This is a genomic window from Arthrobacter zhaoguopingii, assembly GCF_009828595.1.
Taxonomy (GTDB): domain Bacteria; phylum Actinomycetota; class Actinomycetes; order Actinomycetales; family Micrococcaceae; genus Arthrobacter_D; species Arthrobacter_D zhaoguopingii.
This window is the reverse complement of record NZ_WPNY01000005.1, coordinates 208,526-228,176: the sequence shown is the minus strand read 5'-3', so window position 1 is coordinate 228,176 and position 19,651 is coordinate 208,526. Positions and strand designations below refer to the sequence as shown.

General features: G+C 62.8%; 20 protein-coding genes and 1 pseudogene. 8 read left to right on the top strand and 13 right to left on the bottom strand.

Translation table 11 applies throughout. The features are described from left to right. The first annotated feature begins 286 nt into the window (after positions 1-286). Positions 287-649 carry a cupin domain-containing protein gene (locus GVV86_RS09210; protein WP_159802607.1) on the top strand — a complete coding sequence of 121 codons (363 nt, stop codon included), beginning with the start codon at positions 287-289 and terminating at the stop codon, positions 647-649. A gap of 172 nt (positions 650-821) precedes the next feature. On the opposite strand, the gene GVV86_RS09205 is transcribed toward GVV86_RS09210, so the two are convergent. Next, a complete protein-coding gene (locus tag GVV86_RS09205; RefSeq protein ID WP_246669931.1) occupies positions 822-2,294 on the bottom strand; it encodes an FG-GAP-like repeat-containing protein in 1,473 nt (490 codons plus the stop codon). A 993-nt stretch (positions 2,295-3,287) separates the two neighbouring features. Between GVV86_RS09205 and tatA the strand changes: the two genes are divergently transcribed. From tatA to GVV86_RS09185, 4 genes are all read left to right on the top strand, one after another. Then, positions 3,288-3,611, top strand: coding sequence for a Sec-independent protein translocase subunit TatA (tatA, locus tag GVV86_RS09200; RefSeq protein WP_159802605.1), 324 nt, complete (start codon positions 3,288-3,290; stop codon positions 3,609-3,611). A gap of 60 nt (positions 3,612-3,671) precedes the next feature. Further along, positions 3,672-4,457: a twin-arginine translocase subunit TatC gene (gene tatC / locus GVV86_RS09195; RefSeq protein WP_201291416.1), complete on the top strand. Its 786-nt coding sequence runs from the start codon at positions 3,672-3,674 to the stop codon at positions 4,455-4,457. Between the two features lie 521 nt (positions 4,458-4,978). Beyond that, complete coding sequence (locus tag GVV86_RS09190; RefSeq protein ID WP_201291411.1) at positions 4,979-5,830, top strand: M23 family metallopeptidase; 852 nt, start codon at positions 4,979-4,981, stop codon at positions 5,828-5,830. Between the two features lie 1,213 nt (positions 5,831-7,043). Beyond that, a complete protein-coding gene (locus GVV86_RS09185) occupies positions 7,044-8,327 on the top strand; it encodes a M23 family metallopeptidase (protein ID WP_159802602.1) in 1,284 nt (427 codons plus the stop codon). Positions 8,328-8,717: 390 nt separating this feature from the next. On the opposite strand, the gene GVV86_RS09180 is transcribed toward GVV86_RS09185, so the two are convergent. From GVV86_RS09180 to GVV86_RS09150, 8 genes and pseudogenes are all read right to left on the bottom strand, one after another. Then, positions 8,718-9,182 (bottom strand): pilus assembly protein TadG-related protein, encoded by a 465-nt coding sequence (locus GVV86_RS09180; protein ID WP_159802601.1) that lies wholly within the window; start codon positions 9,180-9,182, stop codon positions 8,718-8,720. Positions 9,183-9,189: 7 nt separating this feature from the next. Then, positions 9,190-9,660: a hypothetical protein gene (locus GVV86_RS09175; protein ID WP_246669930.1), complete on the bottom strand. Its 471-nt coding sequence runs from the start codon at positions 9,658-9,660 to the stop codon at positions 9,190-9,192. Continuing rightward, positions 9,641-10,039: a TadE family protein gene (locus GVV86_RS09170; RefSeq protein WP_159802600.1), complete on the bottom strand. Its 399-nt coding sequence runs from the start codon at positions 10,037-10,039 to the stop codon at positions 9,641-9,643. Before GVV86_RS09170 ends, GVV86_RS09175 begins: the two co-directional genes overlap by 20 nt. Continuing rightward, complete coding sequence (locus tag GVV86_RS09165) at positions 10,040-10,252, bottom strand: hypothetical protein (RefSeq protein WP_246669929.1); 213 nt, start codon at positions 10,250-10,252, stop codon at positions 10,040-10,042. Between the two features lie 44 nt (positions 10,253-10,296). Continuing rightward, positions 10,297-10,443, bottom strand: coding sequence for a hypothetical protein (locus GVV86_RS18905; protein WP_343206290.1), 147 nt, complete (start codon positions 10,441-10,443; stop codon positions 10,297-10,299). Positions 10,444-10,452: 9 nt separating this feature from the next. Continuing rightward, entirely contained in the window at positions 10,453-11,241 is a 789-nt protein-coding gene (locus GVV86_RS09160; RefSeq protein WP_343206289.1) for a type II secretion system F family protein, read from the bottom strand. Then, the gene (locus GVV86_RS09155; RefSeq protein WP_159802598.1) at positions 11,238-12,095 is read right to left on the bottom strand and encodes a type II secretion system F family protein; all 858 of its coding nucleotides are present in this window, start codon (positions 12,093-12,095) and stop codon (positions 11,238-11,240) included. The genes GVV86_RS09160 and GVV86_RS09155 overlap by 4 nt, the downstream gene beginning before the upstream one ends. After that, a pseudogene (locus tag GVV86_RS09150) lies at positions 12,092-12,442 on the bottom strand (CpaF family protein); the annotation flags it as partial. The pseudogene GVV86_RS09150 and the gene GVV86_RS09155, both read right to left, overlap by 4 nt. Positions 12,443-12,479: 37 nt before the next feature. Here GVV86_RS09150 and GVV86_RS09145 point away from each other — a divergent pair. Continuing rightward, the gene (locus GVV86_RS09145; protein ID WP_159802597.1) at positions 12,480-14,177 is read left to right on the top strand and encodes a recombinase family protein; all 1,698 of its coding nucleotides are present in this window, start codon (positions 12,480-12,482) and stop codon (positions 14,175-14,177) included. Between the two features lie 224 nt (positions 14,178-14,401). Beyond that, positions 14,402-14,734, top strand: coding sequence for a hypothetical protein (locus GVV86_RS09140; RefSeq protein ID WP_159802596.1), 333 nt, complete (start codon positions 14,402-14,404; stop codon positions 14,732-14,734). Positions 14,735-14,866: 132 nt separating this feature from the next. On the opposite strand, the gene GVV86_RS09135 is transcribed toward GVV86_RS09140, so the two are convergent. Beyond that, positions 14,867-15,454 (bottom strand): recombinase family protein, encoded by a 588-nt coding sequence (locus GVV86_RS09135; protein WP_159802595.1) that lies wholly within the window; start codon positions 15,452-15,454, stop codon positions 14,867-14,869. Positions 15,455-15,682: 228 nt separating this feature from the next. On the opposite strand from GVV86_RS09135, the gene GVV86_RS09130 reads away from it, so the two are divergent. Beyond that, entirely contained in the window at positions 15,683-16,345 is a 663-nt protein-coding gene (locus tag GVV86_RS09130; protein WP_159802594.1) for a hypothetical protein, read from the top strand. Between the two features lie 84 nt (positions 16,346-16,429). Here the strand turns inward: GVV86_RS09130 and GVV86_RS09125 are convergent, their stop codons facing one another. From GVV86_RS09125 to GVV86_RS09115, 3 genes are all read right to left on the bottom strand, one after another. Next, positions 16,430-16,948 (bottom strand): hypothetical protein, encoded by a 519-nt coding sequence (locus tag GVV86_RS09125; protein WP_159802593.1) that lies wholly within the window; start codon positions 16,946-16,948, stop codon positions 16,430-16,432. Between the two features lie 437 nt (positions 16,949-17,385). Next, positions 17,386-18,648 (bottom strand): hypothetical protein, encoded by a 1,263-nt coding sequence (locus tag GVV86_RS09120; protein ID WP_159802592.1) that lies wholly within the window; start codon positions 18,646-18,648, stop codon positions 17,386-17,388. Then, positions 18,590-19,633, bottom strand: coding sequence for a TadA family conjugal transfer-associated ATPase (locus tag GVV86_RS09115; RefSeq protein ID WP_159802591.1), 1,044 nt, complete (start codon positions 19,631-19,633; stop codon positions 18,590-18,592). The genes GVV86_RS09120 and GVV86_RS09115 overlap by 59 nt, the downstream gene beginning before the upstream one ends. Positions 19,634-19,651 lie beyond the last annotated feature (18 nt).

The window sequence follows — 19,651 nt, the reverse complement described above, 5'->3', positions numbered from 1 at the left end:
TCTCTTCAACATGGGCAGGTTCGGGTCGAGTGAGGGACGGGAACACGCGGTCGTCGGTCAGCCATGAAGCCGCACCGGGCAGAGGTGATTCGGGGACTATGTGCCCTAGGCAGGAAGGGACGGCCGGGTCTATACCTACTGACAGTATCCCGGTGCATGGACGGCCCTTCCCCAGCGGGCCCCGTCAGCCGAATTTCACTCCCATCCGAGGAGGTGAACATCACCAGAGAGCAGCTACCGGAACCTACACCACACCAACGAGCAGTTCGATCCACAGGAGGTCAAAATGCCAGGGCTAGTTCGAAAAAGCCTCGATTCGCCCGAGGAGACGCGTCCCTTCGAGGGCGGTACGGGCCAGCTTCAGCTCGTCAACCTGGAAGAGGGCGCCGTGGGCCGCGCCACGTTCAATCCAGGCTGGCGCTGGTCCGAACACGTCAAGCCGATCGCCAAAACCGACAGCTGTCAGGCCGCCCACATGGGCTATTTCGTGTCCGGCCGGATGAAGGTCGTCATGAACGACGGCGAAGAGATGGAGTACGGGCCAGGCGACTTTGCCACCATGGCGCCCGGGCACGACGCCTGGGTCCTGGGAGACGAACCCTGCGTGATCATTGACTGGCAGGGTTTCGCGGACTACGCCAAACCCTGAAGTCACGGGCGCAGCCCGCCGGAGATGAGAAGTCCGCGTCGGCTCAGGCCCGGGCTTCTCACCGGCGGCAGCAGTCGCGGCCGTCAAGAACCTCCGGAACGCAGGCAAGGCTGCCGGGGTGGCCACCGGCGAGTGTCTCGCAACGGTCAGTGCGTTGGAACTGTGTTGAAGGTCAGAAGATCGAGTTGAGCCCGTTCCACCCGCTGCCGATCTGCACCCGGGGCAGCCATCCCCCTGAGCCATTGCCCAGATAAAGCCGCAGGTTGCCCTGACTGTCCCGTCCCACCACATCGGCGGCACGGTCACCATTCAAATCCCCCGGACTCATCAGGGCGGTCAGGACGTTCCACCCGTATCCCACCCGGGCGCGTGGCAGCCACCCGCCCTTGCCGTTACCTGGATACAGCCAGAGGAATCCAGTCGCAGCTTCGCGCGCCAGGAGGTCCACCTGTCCGTCGCCGTTGAAGTCCCCCGGCCCCACGAGGGCATTCATAGTGTTCCAGTTACCTCCCACCGGCACCCGCGGCAACCATCCGCCGGTGCCGTTCCCCCGGTACAGCCAGAGGGTCCCGGTCGCCCGCTCACGGGCGAGAACATCGACAAACTGGTCTCCGTTGAAATCGCCTGGTCCCACGATGGAATTCATGGTGTTCCAGTTACTGCCCAGCCGTAGCCGCGGCAGCCATCCGCCGGCCCCGTTCCCGGGATACAGCCAGAGGGTCCCGGTCGCCCGCTCACGGGCCAGCACATCGGCCTTCCCATCCCCATTGAAATCTCCCGGTGTCTCGAGCGCGTTCATCGAAGCCCAGCCCCCTCCGATGCGCACACCGCCCCCCAACGTACCGTTCCCCGTCCCCCGATACAGCCGGAGATCTCCGGTTGCAGTCACCCGGGCCAGCAGGTCGTTATTCCAGTCACCGTCGACGTCGGCGGTGGACCGCGAGAGGGTCGAGGCCGGGACGGCTAAGGGCGTGAAGGAGTACGGTTCGCACGTCAGATCGTAGTCCCGTGTGTCGTCGTACCACTGAGAGAGGTACACCCGGCCGCCGGAGAAGCTGGGTTGCCGGCACCGATCCAGCGCTTCGCCCGGATAGTCGAGCCTCCCGGCGGTGGCCCACACCGGCACCCCGGGCAACCGCCACGACCCCGTGATGTCGGCCCAGCCCGCCGTATAGGAGTACAGCCCATAGGAGAACCCCGAGTCACGGAGGCCGCGCATCAACCCCTCGATGATGAGCCGGTTGTCGCGCTGCTGAGCGGCGGTATTCGTCGGCCACGGTTGAGCCGGACGCGGCTCGACGTCGATCCATACGACCGGCGGACGGAACCCGACCCTGCTCATGCTGGCGACGGCGAACTTCGCCTCGGCGTAGCCCACGTTGGACAATTGTGCGGCCCGGGTGGTGGCAGTCCACGGTCCCCGGGCACCATACGTACTCAACTGCGCTGCGGTGGGAAACGCAGCCATTGCGTAACCATGGGTCTTCTTGTTGTTGCTTCTGGCCCAGTTGACCTGGCTTGCCAGACAAGGATTCTCGGTGAACGGCAGACCCTTCGTCAGCCCGATAATGACGAACTGGGTGGAGACCGGGGGCAGAGGCAGACCGAACCCGCCGACGGAGGACGGACACTGAGGCCAGGACACATCATGGCCATAGAGGGGTGCGGCGTGAACCGGCGGTGCGACGGTTACGAACCCAGACAAGAGGACAAGCGATGTTCCAACAGCTAGAACCATTCGGCGGAACGAGCCAAGCACCATGCCAACCACCTCATCCGAGGGTAATTTTACCGCCGGCCGCGGGTCCTGGCCGGTTGGAGGCTTATCACAATTGAGGGTGCAATTGGGGTCGGAAGCCGCTCAAGCCTCGGAGGAATTGAGCGATGTGGTTGGAGAGATCTCGAGACGCCGAGGCGGTGCTGCTGAAGACACCCAGGGGTGTCACCCTGCCCCTCTTGAGAGATTAAGGCGCCGCCATGAGGACTTCAGCATCCGCTCCACGAGATCCCGGTCCCGCTCGGCCGTCAGCGTCATGGCGGCGAGAGTTATTCAGACGCGGGCAGCATTTCCAACTTTTGTCATTGTCGTCTCCATTCCGTGGGCGGTCGGCTTCCCGATCGTGCGGTTCAAATCTGAGTTTGATCAGCGCAACGCCGAGCCACACGGCTAAGAGAACGGTCAGGGAAGCACATCGAAGTCCGGGGGCACCGCTATAGCGCACTGTTTCCAACTACCCGACACCATAATTGGCATTCTAGAGGTGAGCCTCACCTCTAGGATTCATTCAAAGATTTTTTTCACATGTCAGCCCACGGCTTGGCACGGCAGCGGCGTTGTGTCCCCAGCAGCACGTCGGCCTCTTGCAACCAGGCCAGACTCAGGCAAAACACCTGCTCTCAAAGAATTTTTCCTTCGGGTTACGGGATGGAACCAGCGGCCCTCAAATCCTTGCCCGCGCCGACGAATTAGCCAAAAAGTCCTCGCGTCAGGCGCACCACGGGACTGATTGGCGAACGTCATGCCTCGAAGTGATCACCGAGAGGACGATCGCGAAAGTATTTGGATGAACGAGAGAAATCCCGATGTTTAAGAGATGATGCCGTGTAACACTGATAACACCGTGAAAGGAAGTTCAGCATGAGACCCGAAGGCTGGCAAATTGTCGTCATCATCGTTCTTGCGATTGTCCTCTTTGGTGCTCCGAAACTTCCCGGTATAGCGCGCAGCGTCGGTCAATCGCTGCGCATCTTCAAGTCCGAAGTAAAGCAGATGAAGGATGAAAACGAGCCAGAAGTTAGTGGGACGTCGAACTCCGCCGGACTGCATACCTCAAGCGAACCCCAGGAGCCCCACGCGTCCAACCCTGCGCTGAATCAGCCCATTCTGGGCACAACCAACCATCCCAATCAACACCCGACAGCCGGCCAAAAAGAAAACGGGACCCCCTTCACATCCAGATAACTTCAAGTTCATCTCGCTTTGGCACGGACCCGAGGGCGCAAGGCCAACCCCGAAGGGCGGATGGCTCTCAAGGAACACCTGCGCGAAGCACGCATCCGGTTGTTCAAGTCGGGCCTGGCGGTGGTCGCCGGCACGGTGGTCGGCTTCTTCATCTACAACCCAGTCCTTGAAGCCCTCGCGGCGCCCATTAAGGAGCTCAACGAGCGGGAGGGCCGCAGTGCGGCCCTGAACTTCGACGCCGTCGCCTCCCCGTTCGACCTGCTCATCCAGGTCTCGGTGTTCCTGGGGCTGATCATCTCCAGTCCGGTCTGGCTGTACCAGCTGTGGGCGTTCATCACGCCCGGGCTGCACGCCAAGGAACGGCGGATCTCCCTGTCGTTCATCGCGGTTGCCGTCCCTCTGTTCCTGGCCGGCATCTACCTCGCCTGGCTGGTCCTGCCCAACGCGGTGAGGGTCCTGACGGACTTCACTCCGGGAGGGTTCACCAACATCATCACGGTGTCGGTGTTCATCACCTTCATCCTGCGCCTGATGCTCGCCTTCGGGATCGCGTTCCTGCTCCCGGTGGTGCTGTTCGGGCTGAACCTCGTCGGGCTGATCTCGGGTCGGCAGATCCTCAAGGCCTGGCGCATCACCGTGTTCCTCGTCTGCCTCTTCGCCGCCATGGCCGCGCCGGGCGCCGACGCGGTGAGCATGTTCTACCTTGCCGTGCCCATGCTCGTGCTCTTCTTCGCCGCCATCGGCCTGTGCCTGCTCAACGACAAGCGCCGCGCCCGGCGCAACGCCGCCCGCGAAGCGGAGCTGAACGCCACCGCCGACTCCGCCTCCACCCTCGACGGACTGTAGCCGGGTACTGAAGACGCGAACGGCCGACGCTGGCACAATCACCCCGCATACGAAAGTACTGATGATCGCGCGGCTATCCGGCCTCGACGTATGGCGCTGCACCGGTTCACGAGGCATGGACCAGATAACCCTTCGGACATCGGGTCCTTTCCCTAGCAGACTCGGCGCTGCCCCATGTTGCGATAATTCGCTCCTTTGACCTGCTAACCGGTATCCGATCATTCAAAATACTGTTATGCGACCGTTATGTTATAGAAGTTACTTAAGTTAAAAGGGCCACATACCGTAGGACCACTGTCTTATTTTGGGGAAACGAATAGGAAAGAAAGTGGGTTCGCGTGAGTGGAGCAGTCTCTCGCCGGATAGTCCTAACATCGGCCGCAGCAGCGGGAGGACTGACCTTCCTCGGATTGCCGCTGGCACGAGCATCCGATGTTCCATCCGGCCCAGGGGTCGGGAGCGGCGAGCGAAATTCGTCCGATTTCACCACTATGACGACAAGTAAATTTGACCGGTGGCCGGTGGATATCCAGCAATTTGGAATATCTCAGGAGTTCTGGGACGGGCACCGGGCACTTGATATCGGAACTCCGATTGGCACGCCGATCCAAGCAGTTGGTGCTGGTGAGGTTATTTTCGCCGGGGACTCATTGACCATGACCCAGGAGGAGGCCGATCAGTTCGGCGGCGTCCCGGGCTCTCACCCGAACGCGTCGTGGGCCGGCAATCAAGTGGTTATCCGCCACCCCAACGGTCTAGCGACAAATCATGCGCACTTGTCAGGCTGGTATGTCAGCAAAGGACAGCAAGTCACCGCCGGGCAGACCATCGGCCCATCCGGCGTGTCCGGAAGAACGACCGGAGCGCATTTGCACTTCGAGGTCATCGATCTCAGCGCCCTTTACGCGCCCGCATACGGGCGGGTGAATCCCTTCGACTACATCGATACGAATGCCCCAGTACCAGAGGAGAATGAAGTGCCACAGCACACCCGATTTAGCGTTGACCCAACGACCTCGCCGCGTCTCGCGGCAAATACTATGTGGGTTTTGAAGACTTCCGGAGGAACGCAGAACCTCAACTTCGCGAGCGGCACGGGCGGTCCGGGACTTTACGACGCAGTGCTGTTCCTGCAAGGTGCCGGACTCACCGACGGGGCGACTATCACGACGCGCTGGGTGATCGTTCGAGACGGCCGCCGGTCAGGCTACTTTGAGCAAGAAGTGCACGGAAGTGCGGACGGCGCCTTCCGTGGCACCGCAACTTTCAAGGCGCCAATCATTAGTGGTGACCTCCTTGAAGTGGAAGTGACGTCAAGCAAGGACAGCGTGTACCTCCAGAGGTGGGCGGCGGATGTTTATCGGTTCGCCTAAAGCGGGATAGGAAATTTTGCGGCGGCAGACGCGGGCCTGCCCGCTTCTGCCGCCGCAGCGCACACGGACGCATCGCTCCGTGCCGACCTAGGTCGGAGAGTATCGATCCTGATCTTTCCCGACCCAGGGCGGCATGCCGTCTAGGCACCGCTGCCACCGACCGAGGCCGAACTACTTGCAGTCGCCGCCAACGTCACGGACTTGCCACTGGGCGGACAGAGGTTGGAACCAGAACATTGAAACGGACCTCATCGCCATTTCAGAGCCGGCTTCATCCTCACCTGCATTTCATGTCCCGCAGACGTGGGACCCATGTGCGTCAGGAGACTCCGCGCAGCGGCCCGCGCCCCGCCTCTCGTCAAGACGGTCGTCGGACTCAACCGCTTCCGCAAATTCGGCAGCAAATGAATCGACCATGACAGAGGCTGCCCGTACCCGAGCGGGGCCTTCGAAGCCAACAAAGGTGGCACCCGCCTATACCTCCCGCCAGTGACGCGTATCGGCGGGCCGCTGCGTCATCCCTACTACAACTCGGTCCACACTTCCCCCGGAACGCAGAGATCGATCACACGGCGCCCGTCATTGAGGCCTGGGCGCCAGAGCGTGGAAGGAGGCCCTTAGGTTCGCGTTCCACAACGGCCTCGCGTATGCCCACCCAATTCGCGCGCAGACGACATTGCTGCCGCCACAAGGTGGTCAAAAGTCGGGAGGGCTGAATGCCGCCGCCCGACCACGGCTCGTACGTCGCCCACTAGATCGCGATGAAAGCGCGCTGGGCAGGACTGTGGACTCGTAGGAAGAGGCGGCTCAAAGTACGCACGCCGCCAGATGCCCAGCCTCCCGGTTCACCCTTACCAAGGAGCAGCCGGCAGCTGGATCTCCGCGCACCGACCAGTCGTTGTGGTGGATTGGATCCGGCAGCACTCCTGCGGATGCGCCCACCCCATTTTCCGCTGACACTAGTATGTATGCGCGAAATGTCAGTTGTGTAATTTGACAGGGGGCCAACCTCAAAATCTCAACCTTGTCAATCCGGGGCCGAAAATATTTGATTGATTCTGCTCAAAGGCTGGACATTGTTAGCGCGAATAGCTAATCGCAATCATCCCGCAGGATTTAAGCAGGATTACCGCACTACTAATGTTTTCCCCATTCATAGTGAGAGGCTGATGCCGCGCCCACTGGGGGCGCAATCTCACAAATTGGGGAAGACATGTTCAAGAAGGCTGTAAGCCTCGCGGCCGCTACTGGGGTGGCTGCTGCGATATTAGTAGGACTTGGCGCCGCGCCTGCGTCAGCTGCGCCAGTGCTATATCTGCCATTTCCAGGCGGAGAAACGCATACGGTGACTCAATACCCACACCAGGGCTATTATGCGGTGGACATCGGCATGGCGATGGGTGATGACATCTCCGCGTCCGCGTCGGGAGTGGTCCGGACCGCCGGCAACGTCAATAATTACAACTGGAACATCAACGGCAACCAGGTGGTCATAGACCACGGGAACAATTTTTGCACCCTTTACAACCACATGAGTTCGGTGGCCGTGAAGGTCGGGCAAAGCGTGACCCGTGGCCAATACCTCGGGGGCGCAGGCGCGACCGGAGCGGCGGATGGAGTACACCTTCACTGGGACACCGTCCAGTGCTCGGGTCACTACCCAATCGGGAAGTTCGGCAGCTATGAGTACCCCAACGGCTTCTACGCGGGCCAGCGCATCACCAGTCGGAATAGTGTCCCTGCTGTCTGGAATCCGTCGATCCCTTCCCGTGGTGACTTGGTAGCCGTAGATTCCGCAGGGGTTCTCTGGAATTATCCAGCCAATGGCTCTGGGGCGTTTGAGCCCAAGCATCAGATTGGTCCTGGTTGGACCAACGCAAAGACCGTCTGGACCATCGACTGGAACAGCGACGGCGTCAACGACATTGTCACTCAGTGGAGTGATGGCATTCTGCGGTTCTACCCGGGCCGTTCGACTGGCGGATTCTACGCGTACCAGAAAATTGGAGCTAGCTGGAACGGCTGGGAAATCGCTCCCGGCAAGCTCCGGAATACTGACAAATACCCAGGCATGATCGCCAAGGAGCTTTCGACAGGGCTGCTCTACTATTATCCCAACGCCTCGGGGAACTGGCTCACAACCGACTCAAGAATCGAAATCGGACATGGCTGGACCAACCTCTCGATCAATGTCATGGACTTCAACTATGACGGCAACCTTGACGTACTCGCGCTCAACCCGGCGGACGACCTCTACGCCTACTTCGGGAACGGTGCAGGGGGTTTCTCTGGAAATAGGAAAGTAGGCGCAGGCTGGGCATTCGAAGCCATCGCGCCTACTTTCGGCTTCATCGGGTCGGGCAGTAGAGGACTGCAAGGGAAGGCCTTGAATGGAGACGTCTTCTACTATCCGGTGACAACCACTGGGTTTGGGGACCGATTTAGATCGGCTCATGGATTCGGCCCGTTCCAGTTGGCCAACTCGCAAAATCTGTAATTAGGGAAGCGACTTTAACGTGCAGTATTTGGGTGTGGCCCCACTTGATCGGTGGGGCCACACCCGGCACCTCGTCCAACAAGCCACGATCGACCAAAGAACCACTGGGTGCGTCTGTGAAGGATCCAGCAAAGCCGTGCTTGCAGCAGAGTGATTGACCGCCGGTTCAGGTGGCATCCCCGGCGTCCCTGCAGAACTTCTCGTTTGCCGTTCATGCGGGAAGTTCGTGTCCTATCAGCACAAACTAGGAGCAGTATCCTGCTGAAGCTTCACCGTAGTCATGCGTACCCGGCCTTCCATCGCTAAGTCGACCCGCAAATTACTCGTAGCCTTGGCTTCACGGGAACTTCGAACGGCGGCAAGGAATCCGCCCGCGTCCTCGCCGTGCCTTCAGCGGGTGAGCTCGGAGCGGGCGTCGGCGGTGGCCGTGATGGGAATCCCGTCGGGCACCAGGACTGTGACCAGAGGCGGGTGGACCACCGCGGTGAGCACCACCTGCGCCGTCCTGCCATCGGGGGTGCCTGTCGCCGGATCTACGGCCAGGGAGGGAAACCGCTGCCCGGCGGCCGTGCGCTGCAGATACCCTTCCGCGGTGGACCGCACGGTGCCGGGGTCAAGCACCGGCTGCGGGCCGGCCTCCGCTTCGGAATCAATGGTGAACGTGTCCGCCGCGGCCAGTGCGGCGCCGTCGGCCGCGGACAACAGGCGGGAGTGGCCAAGGTAGACCGCCGATGCCGCAAGCACCACCGCCAGGACCAGCAAGAGCAGCAGGAGGTAGCCGATGATCAGCACCCCCACCTGACCGTCCTCGCCCGCCCAGTCGATCTCCCGTCCGGCCTCTGCCCGGGCCTTCATGCCGGGCTCATCCGAACCGTTCCACCGACTGGGTGGCACTCGAATCCACCGTGACCGCCGAGTCATTCACCCCGGGCATGGTGGGAATCAGCGGCAGCGGCACCGCCAGGCGGACCTCGACCGTCACGGTGGAACCCGGGGAAAGACAGGCCCCGTCACAGGACATTCCAACCTGGGCCTGGTCCGGGGAGAAACCGAAGTTCTCCAGCGCCACCAGGGCTGCCTGCCGCGCCCGGGTCTCACCCTGTTCCGGAGTCTCGGCCTCCACGAAGACCTTGGCCGCGTGGTCGGCCGCACCCACCACGGCGAACGATCCGCCCTGCAGCTGCCCGGCGGACAGGATCAGATACACCACCGGGACCAGCAGGATCAAGCCGAGGAACGTGAACTCAAGCACCGCGCTGCCCGCCTCGTTCCCCAGCCGGAAGCGTGTGCGGACCAGCCCGGACCGGACGGGCTTACGACGGAAGGACCGCACGACCCTGCACCTCCAGCACCCCGGCCGGGCCGAGCAGGCCCACCACCGGAAGCGGAGCCCGAACCACCACCTCCACGAACTGCGCCCCCGCGGCCCCGGAGCGTTGGACCGTCACATCCGAAGCGAAGTCATCCCCCACCCCCGCGGTGATCAGCTCGGTCGTGCGCTGCCCGGCATCCTCGGGACTCCGGTCGGCCAGGGTTCCGTACCGGGCGCCCGAGGCCGCGGCATCGATCAGGGTGTTGCGCACGTGCAGCACCAGCATCAGCTGGACCACCGCAAGGAAAATCACGGTGAGCAGCCCGCCGATCAGCGCGAAGTCGACAACCGCCGATCCCGCCTCACCGCCCAGGCTCCGGCGCCCTCGTGACCAGAGCACCTACGGGGACACCTGGTTCATCGCCGCCTCGAACAGGCCCTGCAGCGCGGGCCCCGCCAGTGCCAGCAGCCCAGCGACAAGCACCGCCGACATCAGCGTGATCATCACCCAACCGGGCACGTCCCCGCGCTCGGCGTCGGGGTCGGAGACCACCCGCCGATAGATGGTGGCGAGGGCCAGCCAGGCGCGGGCACCATTTCGATCTCTTGCCATTGTCGTCTCCATTCTCTGAGCGGTCGGCTGTCCGGTCGTGCGGTTCAGAATCCAAGGTTGATCAGCGCAATGCCGGGATAAACGGCGAAGAGGACGGTCAGGGGAAGCACACCGAAGACCAGCGGCACCATCATGGCGATCTCCTTCTTTCCGGCCGATTCCATGAGCTCCCGTTTCGACATGTCGCGCACGTCCTGAGCCTAGGCCCGCAGCACCTCGGCCAACGGGGTGCCGCGTTGGACCGCGACGGTCAGCCCGTCGACGAACCGGGCAAGCGGGGCCAGCTGGGTGCGGCGGGAGAACTCCTGGAACGCCTCGACGACGGGCGTTCCGGCCCGCGTTTCGGCAAGCACCCGCCCAAACTCCCCGGCCAGCTCGCCGCGGGCCGTCCTGCACACCCGCTCCAGGGCGCCGGTCGCGCTCTCCCCGGCGCTGACGGCCAGCGCCATGAGTTCGGCGAGGCTGGGAAAGTCCGCGAGCATCCGGGCCTCCCGGCGCGCGATCTGCCGGGTCAGGAGGTAGTCACGGAACAGGTACCCTCCGGCGGTGCAGGCGGGAACCAGGACCGCTGCGAAGAACACGTTCGACCGTCCGGAGCCCGCGGCCAGGACCACCAGAGCGGTGGACGCACCGAGTCCGAGCGCCGCCCAGAGAATCTGCTGGGCCCGGAAGTCGGTAACGCTCAGTCCTCCACCGGCCTGCACCAGTCGGCGGTTCAGCTGGGTCGATGCGGGATTGAACCGGTTCAGCCTGCGCACCGCATCACGAAGGAACGGCTGCAGGATGCGGCCCAGAGGCCCGAAGGGTGCCGGGCGGCCTGTGTCCGCACCGAGCAGACTGGATCGGACGTCCACGACCTTCAACTGCGGACTGATCCGGTCAACGAAGCGGACACTCCGCGCCGACGGCAGCCCCACGAGCACCATCCACACGCCCAGTCCGAGCGCGCCGCCCGCGAGGAGGGACATCGCCACCACCTGCCCGGTCACCGAAGCACCCTCTCGTCCCGGGGAAGGGCACCGATGCGCAGCATCATGCGGTAGCAGACAACCGACACTATTAGGCCTCCGGCGAGGACCAGGGCGCCGGCACCGGTGTTGTAGGCACGGACTGCTTCGGGCCGGGTCGCCAACAGCAGCAACACAAACCACGGAGCGGCCACGGCGAGCCGCGCAGCGTTGACCGTCCAGGACTGCCGGGCCTCAAGTTCATTGCGGGTGCGGGCGCTGTCGCGGAGGAACTCGGACAGGGTGCCCAGCAGCCGGCCGAGGTCTGACCCTCCCACCTCGCGGGTCATCCGCAGGGCCTCGACGATGCGGTCGGCCACCGGGTCGGCGAGCCGGTCCTTGAGCCTGCTCAGCGACTCATCGAACTGCCCACCCGCCCGGTAATCCGCCGCGAACTCCCGAAACGCGCCGCGCAGTTCGGCCGGCCCTTTGTCGGCGAGCTGCATCAGCGCCTCGGGGAGCGAGAGGCCGGCGCGGATTGCGGAGCGCAGGTGATCGACGACGTCGGGCCAGAGCTCCCGCAGCGACGCCGTCCGCTTCGCCGCCCGCCACCGCACCAGGGCATACGGAGTCCAGGCGCCGAACAGGGCGAAACAGACAGCGATCGGCACCGAGCGGACCAGGACAACGGCAGTCAGGAGGATGAGCAGCCCGGTGACCGCGCAGGCGCCCAGCAGCCCCCGCACCGAGACCGAGCCGACCCCGGCCCGCACGAGCAGCTCCCGCAACCGTGGGGTTCGCCGCTGGCGGGCGGAACTCCGGGAAGACGGGCCCCAGCACGCCCACCAGATCAGGAAGAGCCCGGTCCCGAGCATCACGCCCAGGAGCGCGCTCACCGGCCCTCCTCAAGGAGCGCCGCGATATCGACGCCGGCCGCGGCAAACTTCTCCTCCGCGGGCATGGCCGTGGCGCAGACCTGCAGCGCGCCCTCGACCCGCCGAAAGACGGGCGAGGACTCGATGACGCCGTTTTCCACCCGTGCACCCACGGCCATGATCTCCGTGACCTGCCGCTGGCCGTCGCCGGCTCGTGCGCAGTGCACCACGAGGTCGAGGCAGGACGCGACCGTGGGCACCACGAATTCACTTGAGATGTTCTTGCCCGCCAGCAGCGGCAGGGTGCAGACCTTGGTCAGGGCGTCGCGGGCGCTGTTTGCATGGACGCTGCACATCCCGGGCAGCCCGATAAACGATCAGGCACAGTGCAGTAGGATGAAGCTCGTGACCCAGCGAGCCTTCATCTACACCCGTATATCGCAAGACCGCAATGCTGAGGGGTTGGGTGTCCAACGGCAGGAAGAAGCGTGCCGGAGGTACGCGCTGCAACACGGCATGGAGGTCGTAGAAGTCTTCAGTGACAACTCGACTTCCGCCTTCAGCAACCGGACGCGCCCCGCCTACACAGCAATGCTGGAGCGCCTTCGTGCCCGCGAAGTGGAAGCTGTCATCTGCTGGCGAATGGACAGACTGCACCGCCGCCCGATTGACCTAGAGGACTATGCCGAAGTGTGCCAAGGGCCCCGAGGCTCCGCGCCGATACTCACCTACTCCGTTACAGCAGGTGGTGAAATTGACCTCTCCACCGCGGATGGCCTCTTGCGCGCAGGAATCATGGGCCAAGTCGCTCGATTCGAATCCGCCACGAAGAGCGAGCGCGCCCGCGCGAAGGCCTCGCAGCTGGCGGAGGCCGGCATGTGGACAGGAGGTCGCCGCCCCTTCGGATGGCAGGTCGAAAACGGACGCCTCACCACCGAACCAAGAGAAGCCGCGGCGCTCGCCTCGGCACACAGCGACGTCCTCGCGGGACGCTCCCTCGGATCAATCATCAAGAAGTGGAATGAAGAGGGCTGGGATGGTGAGCCTTTGCTGACCACCGCCGATAAGCCCTGGGGATACGCTCAACTTCGCCAGGCGCTTCTCCGACCACGCAACGCCGGGCTGTATGTGTTCCACGGTGAAGTCCTCAGCCGGGACAAAATACCGGCGATCGTTCCCGAGGACGTGTGGCGCGCCGTCGTGGCGGTCCTCACCGCACCGGAGCGGCGGCGCTCGCAGACCAACAAAGCTGCACATCTCCTCGCCGGAATCGCCCAGTGCCACTGTGGCGAATTTGTTCGTTCGGGGAATGTTTACGGCCGAAGAGACAAGACAACGGGGGTTAAGCCGAAGCACACGGCATACAGGTGCTCCTCTCAAGGACGCGGACATGTGGGCAAGCGCGAGGAGTATGTGGACGCCGTGGTGGAGTTGTGGGTATTCCGCCTCCTTTCGCAGACCTACCGCGAGGAGCCAGAAAACCCTGCGGCGCGAGCCGAAGCGGACGCGATTCGATCGCGGCTTGAGGCACTTCACGTGAGGGAACAAGGAGCAGGGGGACTACTCGCCGCAGGCGAGATGACGCTGGGGCAGATGCGCAACTTCAATGAAGGAATACAACGCCAGCGGGCGGACCTGGAGGATCGGCTCACGAAGCTTGGACTCGACCGGGGCCAGGAACTGGACACGCTTGCTCGCTTCGACCTTGAAATGGGAGAGGTACAGGAGCGCTTCAACGCGTGGCTCGCGATGCCGATCGACGATCGCCGTGACTTCATCCGATCGAAGCTCCACATTGTGCTGCACCCCCACTCGAAGGGGTCACCACGCGAATTCGATCCGGACACGGTGAGTGTCCATATCAAAGCCCCCGGGGAAACAAGGCGCTCCTTGAGTGCCGCTGATATTGCAGCACTGGAGCGGGTTTCACTCGGGGAGAATGTGGCGGAAATGCTACGGCGGTTCCGCACTAACCGACGCGGTTCGGAGTACAGTCCAGCTTTCAAGATTAGGGAATCATTTGCAAAGCTCGCCGAGGAACATCCCGTACTGCAAAAAATCCTCGATGACCAAGCTGCGCGGAAGAATGCAAATAGGGCCTAGGAGCGCCTAGAAAATCTCGGTGCGCACATGTTCAGGAGGAACCTTCGCAATCCCTCCAGCACGGCCTCAGGCACTAACGGGCGCCCCTTCAAGGCGCAGGCCTCGTCGGCATTGCCGCCCCCTTACCCTCTCGGGTGGCCCCTGCCACCCCGTACCCAGAATTTCGACTGAGAACAGGGGCTGATTTATGGGAAGGATCGCTTGATCAGAGCTAAGCTGACCGCATGGGGTTTCTTATTTTTATTCTTGTCATTGTCATCCTAATGTTCTGCGCCGCAGGTTGGTTGGGATTCGGCCTTTTCCTCTACGGAAACAGGACCAGAAAGAAAGCCGAAGCGAATGCGCCGGCCATTCTGGACGCCGCGTTTGCGGGGCAAGACGACGTGATTTTCAAGATCAACATGGAGTCACCCTCGTACGAAACCGTCTTGATAGGGGCGAAGAAGCGTGGATACACGCTCTGGAAAGAGACGGCGGAGACGGCGGATCAGTCGGTGAAAACCCTCATTTTCCAACGCGCCACAACGGTTAATCCGAGTGACGCCCGGGAGCCATAAACGCTGACCCTAGCGGCCGCAGCGCGCCCCGCAGCGCGCTTCGAAGGGCACCGCGCCGCCCCTACCACTCCACTCCTGACAACGCCACCCGGGACTCGTGGGGGCGCCTACAGAGCCGCCCCCCGCCCTCTCTTATGCCTTCGACTGGAGCGCATCCATGCGCCGGTAAAGCGTTGCACGGGACATTCCCAGATCCCGCGCCACCTGTGCCGCCGGCTCGCCTGACTCAATCAGGCGGGCCGCGTTCCTGACCTGACTATCGGTGAACTGAGCCTTACGCCCGCCCAAGTCCTTACCCGCTGCGCGCCGCTTGCTCACGCTGTCCGTGATCCGCTCACGCTTGATCTCCAGCTCCATCTGCCCCAGCGCCGCCATCACGGTAAACACCATGCTGCCCATGGGCGTGCTGGTGTCTACGTCTCCCCCTCCGAGGTTCAGCACGCGCAGCCCCACGCCCTTGCCCTTTAGCTCATCAGCCAGCGCCAGCATGTTCGCGGTGGAGCGCCCCAGGCGGTCCAGCGTGGTTATCACCAGGGTGTCGCCCTCGTGCAGTGCAGCCAGTGCTTCATCCAGCGCCGCCCGTGACGCCTTCGCGCCACTCACCCCGTGATCCACGTACAGATCATCCCGCCGCACGCCAGCGGCCAGCAGGTCGCTCTCCTGACGGTCGGTGTCCTGCGCCCTGGTCGATACCCTCGCGTAGCCGATCAGCTTTCCCATGTTCTTCTACTCCCTCGATGTGTCTCACAACAGTGTTTGATAACACTGAACTTAACAGGAACTTACGAGACAGTCCAGCGAGACGTTTTCGGGTCGGTTTTTCTACGAAATTTGTCTCATAACCGATGTGTCTTAAATCCCTTGGGTTGCGAGACGCGGCGATGCGTCGAACCCCACGACAGGACTTGCCGTAAAGTCGGGGAGGGTCTATCAGAAAGGGGGACGAGCATGGCCATCGAGTTCAGGGAAAAGGTCAAGATCAAGGTGTTCGACGAGCCGGAGGTGGCAGCTTTGCGCCTGGAGGCTCAGTTGAATCGCCGCCTACCCTGCCCTGACTACGACCCAGACTGGCGTCTTCGAGACGCATCGGAGAGCAGATCAGTCGGCGATTCTGTCCAAGAGGTCTTCGAAGAGTTCCGCGAGCACGATCTGATACCCGACGGTTTGTTCCACGACCGGCGCATGCCCCCTGCCAAAGACGGTGAGGTAGGCGTGCAGGTCAGCGTTCACTACCCAGTCTCACTGAAAGAAATCTGGGTTGAGGCTGTGGGAACCAACCGGATGGCTGTGGACGGGGTGACAGCCACCCTTACAAGGATCAAGAACTATCTGGAACAGCCGCAGGACAGAGATCAGGAGGATCAATTGAACCGGGGTCGCGTCTCGGGTCCGAGCGCACTTCCAGTATCGAGCGGAACGAATGACAGCGATGCGGTATCAACCGCGGGTGACGCCAATGGCGGTGCCCCCGGTACGTACGTCGGGTCCAGCAACATCTCCTGGTTGAAGCGAACATGGAGAGATCACACAGCGCAATTCCTCGCAACTCTCGTCGCGGGCCTGCTAGTCGTAGCGCTAGGCGTCTGGCTCGGCTTGACCCCAACACCCTAAGGGGGGGGTAACCCCCACCCCATTTCCCTCTGTGCCCGGTGGTCTTAGCGCCTCATTCCGCGTACGGGTCGGGAAGCTTTTCTCCTACCGTTTCGCCAAGGCCTTCACCGCGGGATAGTTGACCGGTTCCGGGGAGTACACCACCGCCTCGCCGTCCAGCCCGTACAGAAAGGGCGACCCGTCAGGGTTGCCCCTTCCTACCGGGAGCCGTCGGCTCGCTGCCCACGTCATCGCGTCCGCCGATAGGTTGGGCAGGAGGAGGAGGTCCGCCAGAATTCCTCCTCTGGGGATGGATCCAGCGTGCTCACGGTCAACGTTCCGTTTTGAGGTCATCGGCATGAGGTGGTCTGGGCGCACGCAGTCGCGCCGCCTGCAGGTGTGGTCCAGCGTGTGCCCGGGGGTGTGGCCTCCGATGAAGTTCCCGTAGGAGTACCGGTGCGCCAGCCACTCATGGTTGCCCACGCTGATGAGCCCGTATCCCTTGTCATTGGTTCGGCCGGCCCATACCCAACAGCCGAGATCGGTATCGGGGACGATCTGCGACACGAACTTGTTCAGTGTCCGCGTGATGGCGTCTGCCGTTCGCAGGGGTTCCTTCAGCAAGAGGTGATCGTGTTTCCGGCAGTACCCCTGCCGCGAGTCGGTCTTGCTGATGAGTCGGCTACCGCACCCACCTGCCTTGCACTCTGGCTTCGTCCGGAGCCAGGCGCGGTGATGTGTCCGGCACATTCCTCGCGCGTGGTGGGGTCGACGCTGGTCCCGGGGAAGCTGCAGACACTCCAAACACGTCCGTGCATACCGCGCCTTCGGTCTCGCCAATCCTGATCCTCCCTGTCACGTATAACTCGGAGAGAGAGTCTACCCGCCACCGGCTGTTCCCTACTCTCGTAAAGGAAGTAGAGCCTGGTACGTCGATTTGGCTATCAGAAGGGTTAGGGCAGTCGGGCCTCTACTGTTGCTGTCCCCGCGTAGGCAAGACGAAGCGGGGAGTGGGGCCCTCCTGGTCATTGCTCGAGGCGATGACCAGGACCTCGCGCAGCTTACGCTCCTCCCATCGCACCCCCGGCGACGGCACCGGCCAGAGCCGCTACCGCTCCTACTGCCGTAACGGTGGCAACTGTGTGGTTATCAATACGACTGGATTGCTGTTCTACCGCAGACCGGATGAAGTCGAGCGTAATCGCCTCCACTCGATTGTCGTCATCTTTGCGGTCGATGCGGTAGAAGAGGTCCACACCGCGCTTCTTCGCCGAGTCGGTGAACTCCTGCCGAGCCATCGTCCAATCCCGCCGCAGCACTTCAATGCCAGACATCGCAAGCCAGAGCGATGCAATCTTGTGCTTGGCTTGGCGTCTGTGGCCCTTTCCTTTCAGCGATGCCGGAATCGATCGCAGGAGGATCGAGGTTCGCCGCTTCAGCCCGTATGCCTGGGTTGAAAGACGGACATAGTCGTCCTCCAGAAGCTCACTCACCATTGCACGGGCTTCGTTCTCAAGGTCCTGAAGCCGACGCGCACGATTCTTCATTCGTGCGAAGTCATGACTCGGAGAGTCAAACGTGCCCATCAACTCTTCGAGTACATCCTTAATGCCGCCGTCGACTGAGAGGACAGAAACGGCGATGTAACCCTCAATCCCATGCAGAGATGTTCCTGCGGACTGGGGAACCTGGACGACACGTACGGAGGTATGCGCGAACTTGTTGGCGCACCCAGGACTACAGGCCTGAACGACAAGACTCATACCAGCCCGCGCCGCCGCCTGTTCCAGCACATCAAAGGCAATAAGCCCACCACCGGGGGGCTCATGCACCACCTCTGGTGAGCACTCCCACAGCACAAAGATGGAGACCCCGTCCCACCCCACCCAGTAGTCCTCGCTGGGCAAGTCGGTCCAGTCGTATGCTGTTGGCTGGTTCTTCCGCGGAACGTGAAGCTTGAACATGAGCGGGTCGGAGAACCGCACGTTCAACAGGATGTCGTGGCCACTCAGGAGGCAGTCCCGGGGTAAGTCCCGCGCGGACGGAAAGACATCGCTGTAACGCGACCATTCCCTTGTCGCTCGCTCCCCCTGCACGTCGGCGACGCGGGGGTCAGCACGAAGAGCTGACACGACTGCATCCCATTCCTCAGCCGGTGACCTATCGTCGTCAGCGGCAATGAGGAAGGCCGTGCCGAACCGGGCAAAGTAGTGCCCCGTCGCCTCGGCTTGAAGTTCCCCGACGCGGTCGTGAGGCCGAACTCCCTTAAGAGCGGCGAAAGGGACGGTCTCTACTACGTACTGCTCCGCGACATCTTCGGTCACTTCTCCCCCTCATTGTTGGCAGTAGCAACAATAGCTCCAGGAGCGGGAATGATCCCGTAGGCGAGCCGGAACGAAGCCGTACTGTGCATGAAATGGGTTCGGGAAGACCGCTGTTCAGTGCGATGAGCATGTCCAGGCTCTCCGCCTCCCTCACCTCCCCGACGATGAGCCGGTCCGGGCGCATCCGCAGGGCTTCCTTCACCAGGTGGCGGAGCGGGATCTCCCCGGTGCCTTCGAGGTTCGGCTGCCGGCACTGGAGCCCGACGACGTCGCGCAGCGGCAGCTTCAGCTCGAAGATCTCCTCCACCGTAATCACCCGCTCGCGCGGTGGAATCGCGGCGCCCAGGCAGTTGAGCAGGGTGGTCTTCCCGGCCTGGGTGGCGCCGGAGACGAGGATGTTCAGCCCGGTCCCGACGGCGGCGCCAAGGAACCGGGCCGCCTGAGGGGTCAGCGTCCCCAGCCCGATGAGGTGCTCCAGGCGGGTGGCGCGGGCGATGAACCGGCGGATATTGACCGCCCAGTGCCGGCGGGTGACGTCCGGGATCACCACATGCAGTCTCGAGCCGTCGGGCAGGGAGGCATCGACGAAGGGCGAGGAGAGATCAAGGCGCCGCCCCGAGGACTTCAGCATCCGTTCCACGAGGTCCCGGACCTGCTGCGCGGTCAGGGTCAGCGACGTCAGCTCGGACTCCCCACCGCGGGCCACATAGATTTCTGAGGGCGCGTTGATCCACAGCTCCTCGACCGTCGGATCGTCAAGGAACGGCTGCAGCACCCCGAACCCGGCGACGGCGTCATACACCTGCCGGCGGGCGTTCTCGAGGTGCCCCAACGGCGGCAGCGAGCCGAGAACCGCCCGTTCGTCGTAGTCATTGACCGCGTCCTCTACCAGACGCAGGATTTCCGGGGCCTGCTCCGCAGGGTCGAGGCCACGGCGGCGGATCAGCTCGCGCACTTCCTCCTCGACTATGCGCACAGCATCCATAAAAACCCCGAAAGATTG

Excerpts from the sequence above, each read along its gene's own strand:
- GVV86_RS09210 (WP_159802607.1), top strand. The coding sequence starts at position 287 with ATGCCAGGGCTAGTTCGAAAAAGCCTCGATTCGCCCGAGGAGACGCGT.
- tatC (WP_201291416.1), top strand. The coding sequence starts at position 3,672 with ATGGCTCTCAAGGAACACCTGCGCGAAGCACGCATCCGGTTGTTCAAG.
- GVV86_RS09180 (WP_159802601.1), bottom strand. The coding sequence starts at position 9,182 with ATGAAGGCCCGGGCAGAGGCCGGACGGGAGATCGACTGGGCGGGCGAG.
- GVV86_RS09115 (WP_159802591.1), bottom strand. The coding sequence starts at position 19,633 with ATGGATGCTGTGCGCATAGTCGAGGAGGAAGTGCGCGAGCTGATCCGC.
- GVV86_RS09185 (WP_159802602.1), top strand. The coding sequence starts at position 7,044 with ATGTTCAAGAAGGCTGTAAGCCTCGCGGCCGCTACTGGGGTGGCTGCT.
- GVV86_RS09130 (WP_159802594.1), top strand. The coding sequence starts at position 15,683 with ATGGCCATCGAGTTCAGGGAAAAGGTCAAGATCAAGGTGTTCGACGAG.
- GVV86_RS09165 (WP_246669929.1), bottom strand. The coding sequence starts at position 10,252 with ATGGCAAGAGATCGAAATGGTGCCCGCGCCTGGCTGGCCCTCGCCACC.
- tatA (WP_159802605.1), top strand. The coding sequence starts at position 3,288 with ATGAGACCCGAAGGCTGGCAAATTGTCGTCATCATCGTTCTTGCGATT.
- GVV86_RS09140 (WP_159802596.1), top strand. The coding sequence starts at position 14,402 with ATGGGGTTTCTTATTTTTATTCTTGTCATTGTCATCCTAATGTTCTGC.
- GVV86_RS09135 (WP_159802595.1), bottom strand. The coding sequence starts at position 15,454 with ATGGGAAAGCTGATCGGCTACGCGAGGGTATCGACCAGGGCGCAGGAC.